The organism is Bacteroidia bacterium (genome assembly GCA_041391665.1).
Taxonomy (GTDB): domain Bacteria; phylum Bacteroidota; class Bacteroidia; order J057; family J057; genus JAGQVA01.
On sequence record JAWKNO010000003.1, the window covers coordinates 211,031 to 223,577 of the forward strand.

13 protein-coding genes are annotated in these 12,547 nt (G+C 45.0%); 9 read left to right on the top strand and 4 right to left on the bottom strand.

Annotated features, from left to right (window positions below; genetic code table 11):
• Positions 1-10: 10 nt before the first annotated feature.
• From R3D00_23675 to R3D00_23710, 8 genes are all read left to right on the top strand, one after another.
• Positions 11-1,642 (top strand): hypothetical protein, encoded by a 1,632-nt coding sequence (locus tag R3D00_23675; protein MEZ4776194.1) that lies wholly within the window; start codon positions 11-13, stop codon positions 1,640-1,642.
• A 24-nt stretch (positions 1,643-1,666) separates the two neighbouring features.
• Complete coding sequence (locus tag R3D00_23680; GenBank protein MEZ4776195.1) at positions 1,667-2,503, top strand: trypsin-like peptidase domain-containing protein; 837 nt, start codon at positions 1,667-1,669, stop codon at positions 2,501-2,503.
• 241 nt (positions 2,504-2,744) lie between these two features.
• Positions 2,745-3,881 (top strand): hypothetical protein, encoded by a 1,137-nt coding sequence (locus R3D00_23685; GenBank protein ID MEZ4776196.1) that lies wholly within the window; start codon positions 2,745-2,747, stop codon positions 3,879-3,881.
• Positions 3,882-3,906: 25 nt separating this feature from the next.
• Complete coding sequence (locus R3D00_23690; protein MEZ4776197.1) at positions 3,907-4,479, top strand: DUF3575 domain-containing protein; 573 nt, start codon at positions 3,907-3,909, stop codon at positions 4,477-4,479.
• A 183-nt stretch (positions 4,480-4,662) separates the two neighbouring features.
• Positions 4,663-5,181 carry a hypothetical protein gene (locus R3D00_23695; GenBank protein MEZ4776198.1) on the top strand — a complete coding sequence of 173 codons (519 nt, stop codon included), beginning with the start codon at positions 4,663-4,665 and terminating at the stop codon, positions 5,179-5,181.
• 137 nt (positions 5,182-5,318) lie between these two features.
• A complete protein-coding gene (locus R3D00_23700; protein ID MEZ4776199.1) occupies positions 5,319-5,570 on the top strand; it encodes a hypothetical protein in 252 nt (83 codons plus the stop codon).
• A gap of 110 nt (positions 5,571-5,680) precedes the next feature.
• Positions 5,681-6,421: a hypothetical protein gene (locus R3D00_23705; protein ID MEZ4776200.1), complete on the top strand. Its 741-nt coding sequence runs from the start codon at positions 5,681-5,683 to the stop codon at positions 6,419-6,421.
• A 68-nt stretch (positions 6,422-6,489) separates the two neighbouring features.
• Positions 6,490-7,920 (top strand): hypothetical protein, encoded by a 1,431-nt coding sequence (locus R3D00_23710; protein MEZ4776201.1) that lies wholly within the window; start codon positions 6,490-6,492, stop codon positions 7,918-7,920.
• A gap of 101 nt (positions 7,921-8,021) precedes the next feature.
• Here R3D00_23710 and R3D00_23715 read toward each other — a convergent pair whose 3' ends face one another.
• The 4 genes from R3D00_23715 to R3D00_23730 all read right to left on the bottom strand — a co-directional run bounded on the left by R3D00_23715 (position 8,022) and on the right by R3D00_23730 (position 9,898).
• A complete protein-coding gene (locus R3D00_23715; GenBank protein MEZ4776202.1) occupies positions 8,022-8,363 on the bottom strand; it encodes a XisI protein in 342 nt (113 codons plus the stop codon).
• Complete coding sequence (locus tag R3D00_23720) at positions 8,351-8,761, bottom strand: element excision factor XisH family protein (protein ID MEZ4776203.1); 411 nt, start codon at positions 8,759-8,761, stop codon at positions 8,351-8,353. The genes R3D00_23715 and R3D00_23720 overlap by 13 nt, the downstream gene beginning before the upstream one ends.
• A 124-nt stretch (positions 8,762-8,885) precedes the next feature.
• Positions 8,886-9,455: an NAD(P)-dependent alcohol dehydrogenase gene (locus R3D00_23725; protein ID MEZ4776204.1), complete on the bottom strand. Its 570-nt coding sequence runs from the start codon at positions 9,453-9,455 to the stop codon at positions 8,886-8,888.
• Complete coding sequence (locus R3D00_23730; GenBank protein ID MEZ4776205.1) at positions 9,455-9,898, bottom strand: alcohol dehydrogenase catalytic domain-containing protein; 444 nt, start codon at positions 9,896-9,898, stop codon at positions 9,455-9,457. The genes R3D00_23725 and R3D00_23730 overlap by 1 nt, the downstream gene beginning before the upstream one ends.
• A gap of 162 nt (positions 9,899-10,060) precedes the next feature.
• On the opposite strand from R3D00_23730, the gene R3D00_23735 reads away from it, so the two are divergent.
• Positions 10,061-12,385 carry a vWA domain-containing protein gene (locus tag R3D00_23735; protein ID MEZ4776206.1) on the top strand — a complete coding sequence of 775 codons (2,325 nt, stop codon included), beginning with the start codon at positions 10,061-10,063 and terminating at the stop codon, positions 12,383-12,385.
• Positions 12,386-12,547: the final 162 nt, after the last annotated feature.

Genomic DNA, 12,547 nt, shown 5'->3' on the forward strand with positions numbered 1-12,547 from the left:
CTAATTCACAATGGACAGGAATAATGTTACGGCGGAAATGAATTCGCCTCATGACAAAGCAGCTACTCGACCGCAAGCAGCAATATCAAAAACGATTTGGCTACATAACACGGATCTTGATGCTCCCTATATTGGCGGTAACTTTAATTTTTTATACAACAGCGGGAGCAATGAAGCTATTATCACTTTAAACGCATTTTTAAAGTTTAGAGAAAACTTCAGCAGTGCAGAAAAAACCAATTTTATTAAGGTTCTTAAAGAAGCCGCCAGCTACTGGGATCGTGCTGCTAGAATTGAGATCATGGATGCTAATAAAAAATACACTAAAAGCATCACTTTACGATTTTTGGTGAAAATCGTATCTCAAAAAAAGAATGCTAATAAAGTTATTGATGTATTTCAAAAGGGAAAACGGGTACTTCCTTTTTTTCCTAAGAATACAGAAGTAGTAGCACGAGAGGTGAATGTTCACATTGACATTAGTAAAAAAACCATGGCTCATGAACTAGGGCATGTTTGGGGTTATCCGGATGAATATGAACGGGGAGGAAAATTTATCGGACATGTGGGAAAGGGATCTCCTCTAATCAAGGATATTAAAGCTTTGATGAATCATGGAGATGAGTTTAGGGGACGTTATTTTACTCATATCGGAAGAGCCATTTTGGCAAAAGGTTTTTCCCATCTGGATGAATTTATGCAGCCGGTTGTGGTAAATGGAAAGGTTGCAGCAACTGCCACCATAGGACGAATTGTATTATTGAAAAAAAATATTAGTGGAGAGGCTCCCTATCCTACTAATCAGGATTTTAATCCTAAATATACAATGTTTCAGGTAGCTCAACGTGGGGGCAGAAGGTCTAACCACGAGTTTGAAATCAATCAGGAAATTTTACCCCTACCGACTCAGCGGGAATATTTTGCCCCACAAGCAGACCCTATTCTTTTTTACGAACCCGTAAGAGTAGGTTATGGAGAAACGCTGATTGGATTAGCCGCAGAATACGGTTTTGATCCGGATGACTGGCGGGAAATATGGAATGATCCAAAGAATGCAAAACTGGTTGAGAAACGCAAGCTGTCAACTCAAATAAGACGTGGAGATATTATTCATATTCCGATAAAATGGCGTATCTCGAATAAAACCCTAATTTCATCCAACGGTTCATTCGTTCTAAGGGCAAAAAGAACAGGACGTGAAGGAAAAAGGCTAGACTGGGTACAAACCGTTTATGGCCATAATCAACCCCTTTTTCGAGATAGGTCATTCCCCGCATTTTCAGTAGATCTGCCTACAGAAGACGATAATCCTTTCTACTGGACTCAAAAAGAATACGACGAGGGAACTTTACGAACCGATATTTCTGATCGCCCTAATCGTCCAGCACCTACCCCCCAACAAGGAACAACCAAATGGCGGGCAGTAACCTCTCTCTGTATTGTAGTAGGTAAACGAGTCAGTATTTGGGATACATTTGTTTGGGGAATTGATTTTGGCGTAAACGGAGTCAATACTCCTTACCCGATTCGACTTGCAACAAAAGAAGAGATTGCAGGACATTTAAATCTGCTACGAAAAAAATCAGGCAGATCAGGAAAATCCTTCACCTCGCTAGGATGGGTGTTTATTGATAAAAATTAACCTACCACGTAAAAAAATGCTGACATGGAAAGAAGTGGATTCACACGCGACCGAAATCTTTTAGCGATCGAACAAGAAATCCTCCCCCCCGACACTCGCGTTTCTATCACTCAAACTACTGCTGCGCCTTATCGCTGGATTTGTAAAGTTCGTGTGCGGTATGAAGATCCCAAAACCGGTGCGGGAGGGTGGTCTGAAGGATCAGGGATCTTGATCAGTCCCAATTTTGTACTTACTTGTGCACATGTATTAATGGGCTTGGGAAAGCCCGCAAATCAGATAAAATTTGTAAAAATTGAAGTAATACCTGGAGCGAATAATACTCAAAAAACTCCTTTTGGTCTCTATGAATCCGCTTCTTTTAAAGTGCATCCTAACTATGGAAAGGCCATTCCTCGAAATAATCTGGATAAAAATTTTGTCAATTTCCCCTGGGATTATGGAATCATCCGGTTAAAAACAGCCGTCAAGTTTGCTACGAAATATGACTATTGGGGTAAATACGCAAATGGCAGCCTGGTTCGTCTTGACGAAAAATGCATTCTTGGGCAAATAGCAAAAGTTGCCGGTTATCCCGCTCAAACAACGAATCTTCTTCAGGGAGAAGGACAATTGAAAAAAATCACGGCACCAAATGTGGATTCACAAATCTCCAGCCGTTTGTTTATTCATTTCGCTGATACAGAAGGGAGCCAGAGCGGTGCGCCGATATGGTTGTCCTCTAAAATCGGTGAATGTGTAATTCCTCTATTAGTGGGAATACATGCTGGAGGAAACGCAACTATGCAAATGAATTTTGGTATTCGCATAACCGGAGAAATGCTCAGAAATATCTATGACTGGAAACGATTACTGAAATAATTTTTTAATTAAAATCACTCACCTTTAGCTTATATCTCAACATAAATTCACCTGTTTACTTTTTAATCCCGACTTGCTGACCATTGAATTGAATCAATGTTGATTATTCTATCCCAACACCTAACGCACTTTTTAATGGCTGGCATGCTCATTTGGTATAGGGAATCATTATTAGCCTTGAATTTAATTTCTGATCTAGTTGCCTAAAAATTAACATACCCTTTCAACAAATCCAATTAACATGAAAAACCTGCATCTGTATCTGGTGCGGCTGGGCATGATTTGCCTCATAGCTGCCCTCATCATTCTCCCCGGATGTGAAATGTTCCGGGAAACCATCAACGAAATTGAAGTCACCCGCGAAGAGACCCTGGCAGAAATTGAACATGCGATATCAACCATCGAGAATAACTCTTCTGCCTGGCAGTCAACCCTCGAAAATCTGGAAAAGGAACTGACCAGCGACCTTCAGGAAACCGTAAAGTTTGAAGTTACGCAGTTAATCAATAGCTCCATTGGCGCCTTGTCCAGCAATGTGGTATGTATTATGGACGCAATCCCCACCCGTGCGATCCGGACACTGGAGGACATAAAAATCAGGTTTCTGGGGGGAGAAGCTTCCGTTGTCATTCCTACCCTTTGCCAGTCAAATATGAACTCCATTGACCTGAATCAAAATCCCGTTACCAGGGCAGTTATCCAGTATAATGGCTATGATATGGATTCTCGCTATTGGGGACTTTATCAGGTATTCCTGATGAAGGGCAATGATAGCCTCGACATTTCAGCCAAACAGAAGTTTCAGACCGAATATCAGTTTACTATTGATATCTCCAATATGGAGACAACTCTGGCCAGTTATGACTTTCTGCAAATCCGATTTAATGGTACTGTTCTGGGTGGATTGAGCATCATACAAAAACAAAATACCCCACCGGTAACCAGCACGATCACTGTTACACCTTCCCTCTTTGGCGGATTTATACCGCCCCATACCAACGGAGACAGGGAATATGCCGGGCACGGCCCCAAAACCAAAGTTTACGGTTATGTAGGACATAATGACCGCCAGGCCTGGGTGTATTTTTATATGCATGCACAGGAAACGAAATCAGACTGGACTACTGCATCCGGTTACAGTAGCCATCATGTCTTTTACACGGCACCTGTCGGGAAAAAAATATTAAATGTTTCCGGTGCCTCGACGGGAAAACTTTTTGAGTACACGGATTCCAACATTTTTGACGATGTTATCTCAAGCTCATGGGGAACTTTCACCATGGTTGGAGACTCTGAGGGAGACGACGCAGGGATCGATACCGGGATCAAAAAGGTTACTTTCACCCAAAAATTTGCCATCGATATTGTCAGTCAGTAACATCCACCATTTATCCCAAATAGAAATGAAAAACCTGATAATTTCTCTGCTCGTAGGAATGTTTTTCCCCTGCATGCTTCATTCACAATACAACCGGATCAAAACAGATCCCATTGATTTTGCCCTGAGCACCGCAACGGTTCAATACGAACGTTTCCTCCCCAACCAATGGTCGCTTCAACTCGGGATGAGCCTGACACAATTCCATACAGTCGTCTGGGATGAAGTCTCGGTATCAGTTACCGGTGTCGGTGTAACTCCGGAGGTGCGGTATTATTTCAGACCCTATGCCTCCAGCGACGTTCCTAAAGGCTTTTTTGGTGGTGGCTGGGCTCGTTACAACACTGGGAAGGGAACCTTCGACCTGGAAAGTGAGGGTATTCATACAGATATGATGGATGTTACGGCCTACAGTGGCGGAGTATTGGTTGGATACCAACATATCATCTGGAACCGATTGTGTCTGGAAGCACTGGCAGGTGGGGGATACAGATCCAGTAAAATCGAAGGAAGAATGGCCGAAGCTGGTGAAAAAATTTTCTTCACACGCTCAGGCTTTATTCCCAAAGCAGGAATAAATGTTGGAATTGCCTTTTGACTACCTACATGAATCTACTTGAGTTTAACTGGTACAAGGAGGTCAGGCTAAACCAGCTTCTACGTCACATTAGGCTACAATTATCTCATCGTTCTTTTATCCAAACAACCTGTTTTAACCTACCCATCTCCAATCGTCAAGGCGAATACAGGAAGGGTTTCACTGTCAAAAAAAACAAAGCAAATGGCACATCAAGAACAAGAAAAAGAAAAAGAACACCTACTCTACCAATCCATCCGGCAGTATCAACTCCAAAACTGGGTAAAACCCATCCCCGGTGGTTTCTGTATCGTGCGCCTGTTTTCTGAGTGGAAAATAGCATTGTCTTTGATTACTTTAGTGGCGGCACTGATCAAGATATGCCATTTTTACAGCCAGGTAGAATCAGGGGATTCGGGTTGGCTCACGGTGTTTTTCCTGTTGTTGCTGGCTTTTGCAGCATTCGGATTTATCTTCCTCTTGGACCGTAAGGTTGTTTTTGATTTAGAAAACGAAGAAATTCACGTTACGCTGCTGGGAAGACCAGTTTTCAGCCAGCAGTTACAAGATTTTACTGCTTTATCCTACCTTCATGGGAGTACCCTGTACATCGAGTTTAGCGACGAAAATAGAATTCGGATCGCAAGTTTAGGCCAGAGTGAGGAAGAGAAAAAGGAATTAGAAAACCTGCAAAGGTTTATTCTGGAAGCTTTGGAAAGGTAAAGCAGCGTTTGGAGTTGCAAACCCTCACCTCAGGCCCGGCCTTCTAAGAATAGCCTGTCCTCCCCAAAAAACGTTCTGTTTTCCAATGAAAATTGATTGTTATAAAATCCCATTCACTCCCTTACCCACATTGAATCATGGAATTCTACCAAACTAAAATCAGACCCTGGATAGGGATTATTGCCCTGCTGATTATCGGCATCGTCATGATCAGTCAACCCGAAATGTCTGAGGGGGCAGACGCCTCCGGGCGAAATTCATTGCTGAAGTCAGCCCTTATCGCAATATGGGGCATCCCTGCCGGAATCGGTTGCGTGCTGGCTGCCTTAGGACTGGGCTACATGCGCATGAAAGGAGGCGATGAGGAAGAGAAGAAGAATCCGGAATAACAGCTCCGGGCCGTTTTGGGTGTTGCGGGTCAGGTATTCCATGAGTTAATTTCATGGGATTTATCCACTTATCTATCTTTAAAAGTCTCACGCTATAACATACTTTTCTTATGCATGACACAGTCCAGGTATCTGACATTCAGTCCAGAATGGGGGTTGCCCTTATCGTGGTGACCTCTATTTTCGCGCTGATCTTCGCTGGGATGGTCTGGCTCATCTTCAGTCAGCGGAATGACCTGATCTCCTACTGGCATTTGATCACAATCGGTCTGGCCGCACCCGTGCTTGCGCTTCTTGGCCTGTGGAAAGATGATTACAGCATCCACATCCAGCGAGGCCGGGTACAGTTGAAAGGGCTTTTTGGTCAAAAGGAATTTATGTTTGAACAGATCAGCGGCTTCGCTTTCACCTATGTAAGCATGCCTCAAGGTGGAAAAATGGAAACGATGTATGTCGGGTTGAAAGATGGTCGATTTTTTCGCCTAAATCCCCTAAACTTTCGCAATTACCCCGACCTCCGCGACGCTTTCAAGGTGGGAATTTTGCCCGACCCGGTCCTGGCAGCCAAGGCTATCAAAGACCTCCGATGGCAGCAATTTCTGACAATAAGCGGGATCTTCGTGTTGACGCTGCTCTTTTTAGCCCCTACTCTTACTTTTCAGCTAAGTGCCCCTGAAATATCCGGGCTTCTGCCAGCCGAGGCTGATACTGTCGAATCGCTGTCAGCCGGGTACGAGGCAGCTCAGAACAGGAATCGTTTGTATTCCCTGGGTAGCGTATTTTTGATTGTCATCTGGGCATATTGGCGCTACGCCAGGCTTACCGGTCAACCTGTCCGGCCACCAGCCTAAAAAATCCATCCCGGTCAGGTTAAATCGGCTTGTACGTCACATAAGGTTACAATTATCACATCGTTCTTATGCCCAAACAACCTGTTTTAACTTACTCGCTTTCCGGGCGTATCTCCAACCGGCAGGGCGAATCTATGAAAGGTCTCACTGTCAAGGCTTTTGACAAAGACCTCCTGACTCCCGATGACCCGTTGGGTCAATCCACAACCGACAATGACGGACACTACACAATCTCCTTTCAAAAGGCTGATTTTTCAAGACAATTGCCCGAACTCCTGGGGCCCGACCTTTATGTTTGTGTATTTCAGGAAGACCAACTGGTAGGCGAAAGCCGTATTATCTGGAATGCCGGTGCAGAAACCATTATCGACCTGGTAGTGAACCTCACCCTTTCCGATGCGCCCAAACCTGCCTCACTTCTCAACTTTGACCAGCTATTCAAATCGCGGGCTGCACAGGCAGACAACCGGGGAGATATCAGCCAAAGTTTTTTTATCAGCAGTGATGAAATTCCCGAAGCAGAATTCTCTGTTATCCCTGTCGAAAACAACCACGGGAATCAAAAAGAAACCCGCTACGAAATTCGCCTCAATCTGAAAAAAGTAAAACTGGGCGTAAGAGCCACTCCCCCACCTCTGCAGGGCAGACTGCTGGAAGAAAGGTATTCTGCTCAGGAGATTCTGGAGTACGACAAACGGTTTACCGCATTTATCCCCGACCACCTTTCATTTGATCCACATCCGCAACAACTGGCAAAAGCCATCAACCGGATTCCATCCAAAATGCTGAAAGACCTTCGCTATAATACCACGATTTTTAACCCCGATCAGCGGCAGGTATTTCAGGATACTTCCTATCCCTGGAGTGCTTTTGGTCGGTGTGAAACAAATTTTGGTCCATTTAGCGGAGTGATGATCGGCCCACGCCATCTGCTTACCTGCAATCACGGCATTGACTGGACGCCCCCGCCCGGCTATGCTGCCGACTGGCTTACCTTCACGCCCGCCTATTTTGACGGCAATGCGCCTTTTGGCTCTACTTATGCCACGCATATCTACTGGGTGAAAAAGGACAACAATGACGGTTTCAGCAACGGAGATGAAGGGCAGTATGATTACGTTGTGCTGGTACTGAATGACCGGATCGGCGATCGCACCGGCTGGCTGGGAACGAGACGTTATACCGACGCATGGGATCCATTGGCTGCCTGGTGGCATATTGGTTATCCGTCTGACCTTACCAGCATGCAAAGACCCATATATCAGAGCTGGTTTACGATGAATGGCCACGACGACCAGGACGATGCCCATCAGATATTTTTCCATCAGGCAGATGTATTTCCTGGCCAGTCAGGGGGGCCTATGTTTGGCTTTTGGGAAGGAGAAGTAGGGCCACGAGCGGTAGCTGTACAGTCATGGCAAAATTCAACCACAAATGGAGCCAGTGGCGGCGGTGATCTGGTTGATCTGGCGATCAGAGCCAGAAATGAACATCCGTAAGGTATTATCCCCTCGTTTGTAATAGTAGTAGTTATTCTCGACCTCCCCGTCGCAATATCCGATGCGGGAGGTTTTTTATTTAAATCCGTAATAACGGCAATCTACTCTACGGCGTAATCCTCCATCATTGGGCGGACATGAGGAGCACGAAAGCCCAGTACAATTTCAGATTTTGGAATTCCTTTCTGAGCAAGTTGCTCTGCAATAATGATATCCGTACCATCATGCTGAATCCAAACCTTTCCGTCAGACTTTACATCAATGTGTAAAAAAGGTAAATAGGTTCTTTTTTTCTTATTCCAACCAATATCTATAAGAACATAATGCCCACGCTCGTCATCCAGAATAGACTGGGTTTCCGAAAATTCGTCTGAAGGTGTCATCGCTGCCACTGAAAGCACTACTTCTTTAACAAACGATTTATAAATATTTACCTGATCCATTTGACAATTGTTTTTTGTTGTTCATCATAGACAATCATGCGTAAATGATAAAGTTCGGCAACTTCTCCAAAGAAAGGATCGTCGAAAAAACTCTCATAAAAAAACTCTGGTACGGCTAAAAAAAGTACTCTTTCTGGTTCTCTTTTCTGTAAAGCAGGCAAATACAATAAAAACTGCCCCAAAGCATCTTCAAATTGATAAAGATCGGACGATCCTAAAAAACTTTTGATTTCGACTGCTATTTTTATAGACCCCTTGTCTGCCGCAATTATCTCAGCACCAAGATCAATATACCCTTTCCGGAAACCTACCGAAATTTTGTATGGATCGTGTGTTATAACCCATCCGTCTTTTTCTAATGCTTCCCGAACATGTTGGTGATATTTATCTCTTGCCATTTTACTAATATACTCAGATAACACCCATAAAGATACGTTTTTAGCCGGATATGTTCAAATCGGGTGCAATTCAGGAAATGAATATCATGCGGAGCGGTCTGTCTGCGGTTAAAGGATAAAATTTTTATTCTTCTGCCGATCCCGAAACCATCTCCAAAATCACGTTTCCGCCGTTGGTTGGGGTTTCATAGTGGGTGTGTGCTTCGGCAACCTGATCAAGTCTAAAAACTTTGTCCACGATGACTTTGAGGGCTTTTTTTTCTGCCAATTCCCGGAGGGTTTTTAAATCTTTCGGTTTGTCATTGACAAGTGCACATATTACTTTTTGTTTGCCAGAAAAATTGGTCCCCAACATGCGCAGGAGCTTGTCGGTCTTAAAACTCGCCAATAGCCAAACGCCCTTTTCGGTCAGCAGGTTTTGCACTTCGGCCCATTTTAATTTACCCAAAACATCCAGGATCAGGTCGTATCGCTGCGGGTTTTGGTTTAAAATTCCTTGGGTATAATCCATCACAAAATCGGCGCCTAATGTTTTTACATAGTCTGCTTTTGCCGCACTGCAAACCGCTGTAACTTCTGCGCCCCGATGTTTGGCTAGTTGTAAAGCGATGGAGCCGATTGCCCCCGAGGCGCCATTTATCAGCACTTTCTGGCCGGGATGTATATCAAATTTCCGCAAAAGCCCAAGAGCCATCAGCCCACCGAAGGAAGTGCCGCAGCCTCATAATGGGAGAGTCGGGAGGGTTTGATGTCTATCGCTGCATTTTCTTTTACACAGAGATACTCTGCATGGGTGCCCATGTTCATTCCGGTGTATCCAAAAACCTGATCTCCGGGTTTAAAAAGAGTAACATTTTCCCCGACCGATTCAATTTCTCCCGAAAATTCACTGCCCAGTAAATTTCTTTTAGGTTTTTTCCAGCCAAAAGAAAGCCGTGCAAAAAGCATGAGAATGCCGGGCATGTTAAATTCCGATGCAGAAATATTCCCAAAGTTTCGGGCGGCTATGTCTCCGTAATTTACGTTGGCGGCATGAATTTTCACCAAAACTTCGCCGGCACCGGGGACCGGTTTGGGCATCTCTTTCAGTGATAAAACCTGCGGAGAGCCATATTGCTGATAATAAACGGTTTTCATAGTAATAGGAATCAGTTTATCAAAGGATGATTGATAAATAGGCGGGTTGGAAAAATATATAACCAAAAACCGAAAATTTTCCCAAATTGGTCATACCAGATCGCTGCCTCCCGTCTTATAGACATATCCGATTGTATCGTTTTCCACCTAAAATCTATTCTTATGCAAGGTTTTTGCATTCTTTCGCGCAAGCTATGTTTGCCCCCTTATTTAAAGCTATGGGGCTTATTCAGCTTATTTTTCTTTTTCACACTCCAAACTCAGGCTATCACCATTTCCACAGCGAGTCTGCCCAACGGAAACGTAGGTACGCCTTATACCACCACCATCGTCGCCGCTCTCGATGCGGGTGCGGGCGAAGTCAATGCCTGCTGGACCGTCGTTTCCCAGCCCTCCTGGATCACCACGATTACCGGCAATGGCGCAGCTTTCCCTGGTTGTATTTCGGCAGGTGGCACTACCCGATATCCGGGAACACAGCTCACTATCACAGGCGTGCCTCCCATGGCAGGTACTTTTACAATTGATGTAAATGTACGCGCCTTCAATGCAGGCAACTCGCCGCTGGGTAATGTATCCCAGACTTTTTCCATTGTCGTTACGACCGTCTCTCCCGTGAAAGTAATGATGACCCTCGACCGCTCGGGTAGTATGTACGGACTCATTCCCGGTATTACCGCAACCGGACTTGCCGACCAGTCCAAATGGTCGGCACTCAAACTTGTCGCCAACGACTTTCTTCAGGAGTTTGATGCCGTCCGCAATGAAGCGGGAGACCAGATGGGCATTCACTTTTTTGACGACAATCACCTGTCTATGCAGGGACTTACCAGCTTTGGGCTCACATCTGGGCTTCATACCACCAACTTTTCCACGCCACCGCCCGGTACGTTGCTCAATTTTATGAATGCCAATCCTCCACTTGGTATGACCTGTATTGGCGGAGCGATCAGAAAGGCACATGAACAATTCCCGGCAGGGACAAACGGCAATATCATTGTATTTTCGGACGGTGCACAAAATACCGATCCGGCGATCAATGCAGCGGGTAATCAGGTTGTCAGTTCGCTCTTCGGGTTTAGTGGAAATGGTTTTTCAGGTGCTGCCCTGCCGCTCAATCTTAGCAGCCTCAACGGAAGTATTCCCATTCACACCATCCACCTCGGAGATGTCGGAGGTGCCGCGATCATGAACCTCGTCTCAACGACAACCGGCGGCCAGCATTTTTCCATTCAGAATGATGGGAATTTTGACAGCTTCCTGGCCATGTGGGACAATACCCTGGTCAGTAACCTTCGGGGAAATTCGCCGACACTTGGCGGTGTGCGAACAGGGAAACTGCCAAACGGAGGTGCTGTAAGTCAGTCCTTTACCGTGGATGACCAGGCAGAAAGTCTCGTATTTAAACTGGTCAATTTCAGCACAGGAAGGATAAAAGTTACGATCAAAAAAGACGGAGTAACCTTGATTGATCAGGCTCAGGGCCCATTGACTGGCATTTACACCATTACCCCGGCCATGCTCAGCAAAAAGGGGTTATCCTCTTTCGGAGGAAACTGGGAAGTAAGCCACGACGGCCCTTCACGCAATTACTACCTTTCTCTTTTTGTGGAAGAAGAAGCTTTCAGGTTTAATACGCTGATCGGCAAAAATATGCTTCAGCCGGGCGATACCGTTCCCCTTCGGGCGGAGCTCGTTTACAACGACGGCAGCCAGTCCTATATGATTAATGATGCCGATTCGGTCTATGTGATCCTCGCAAAACCGGGACAGGATTTCAACGACGTATTTGCCCAGGCAAAAACAGCTTTACAGGGAGAATCGCCAGAGAAAAAGATTCCGGCGGGACAGCTGAAATACGATGCCCTGGTGGCGGGAAATAAAGATTTTCTCAAAGCAATCACCCCTCAAAGCCGAAGGATCATGCTTGCCAACAACGGCGACGGGACATATACAGTGCCATTTACCGATACGGAACTTTCCGGCAACTATCAGTTTCTATTTGTCATCAAAGGCAGACACGCAAAAATCGGAAACTATGAAAGAATCCAGTTGGTTTCCACAGTCATTGACTTTGGCGTAGCGGATGCTGGTAAAACTACTTTTCAGATTCAGGTACTGGATAAAGGAAATATATTGAGCATTACACCAGTCAACAAATTTGGCCATATGATTGGCCCCAACAGACTCAGTCAGATCAATGTGAGCGTTCAGGGTAAACCGCTTGTATTAGTTGATCAGTTGGATGGCACTTATACCGCGGAGCTGCCTGCAACCATTACAGGATTGGAACAGGTTCAGGTTGACATCAAAGGCGTTACTTTTTTCAATGACAAACTGGTCAAAATCAAAGGCGCGCCGGTAGGCAATATTCTGGAGCAGGTTCAGCAATGGCTGGAGGCGCATGGATTGCCCGGCTGGCTGATCTGGGTACTGCTGATTCTTTTGATTGTGATTGTGGTGATTTGGCGGAGGCGGAAGAACTAAAAAATCGTTTCAGGAAAAAACTTATTAGTAATTATTCAGCCTTATTAGCCGCCGTATCAAAAACATTGGTGCGGCGGTTTTTATTCTGGTAGAATTCGCAACTCATTTTCAACTAAAAGTTTTATAATTTTTCTTTTCCCAGGTCAGGTTCCAGTCAGGTGT

Bases quoted from the DNA above. Each gene is read 5' to 3' on its own strand.
- R3D00_23675 (MEZ4776194.1), top strand. From the start codon at position 11: ATGGACAGGAATAATGTTACGGCGGAAATGAATTCGCCTCATGACAAA.
- R3D00_23680 (MEZ4776195.1), top strand. From the start codon at position 1,667: ATGGAAAGAAGTGGATTCACACGCGACCGAAATCTTTTAGCGATCGAA.
- R3D00_23685 (MEZ4776196.1), top strand. From the start codon at position 2,745: ATGAAAAACCTGCATCTGTATCTGGTGCGGCTGGGCATGATTTGCCTC.
- R3D00_23690 (MEZ4776197.1), top strand. From the start codon at position 3,907: ATGAAAAACCTGATAATTTCTCTGCTCGTAGGAATGTTTTTCCCCTGC.
- R3D00_23695 (MEZ4776198.1), top strand. From the start codon at position 4,663: ATGGCACATCAAGAACAAGAAAAAGAAAAAGAACACCTACTCTACCAA.
- R3D00_23700 (MEZ4776199.1), top strand. From the start codon at position 5,319: ATGGAATTCTACCAAACTAAAATCAGACCCTGGATAGGGATTATTGCC.
- R3D00_23705 (MEZ4776200.1), top strand. From the start codon at position 5,681: ATGCATGACACAGTCCAGGTATCTGACATTCAGTCCAGAATGGGGGTT.
- R3D00_23710 (MEZ4776201.1), top strand. From the start codon at position 6,490: ATGCCCAAACAACCTGTTTTAACTTACTCGCTTTCCGGGCGTATCTCC.
- R3D00_23715 (MEZ4776202.1), bottom strand. From the start codon at position 8,363: ATGGATCAGGTAAATATTTATAAATCGTTTGTTAAAGAAGTAGTGCTT.
- R3D00_23720 (MEZ4776203.1), bottom strand. From the start codon at position 8,761: ATGGCAAGAGATAAATATCACCAACATGTTCGGGAAGCATTAGAAAAA.
- R3D00_23725 (MEZ4776204.1), bottom strand. From the start codon at position 9,455: ATGGCTCTTGGGCTTTTGCGGAAATTTGATATACATCCCGGCCAGAAA.
- R3D00_23730 (MEZ4776205.1), bottom strand. From the start codon at position 9,898: ATGAAAACCGTTTATTATCAGCAATATGGCTCTCCGCAGGTTTTATCA.
- R3D00_23735 (MEZ4776206.1), top strand. From the start codon at position 10,061: ATGCAAGGTTTTTGCATTCTTTCGCGCAAGCTATGTTTGCCCCCTTAT.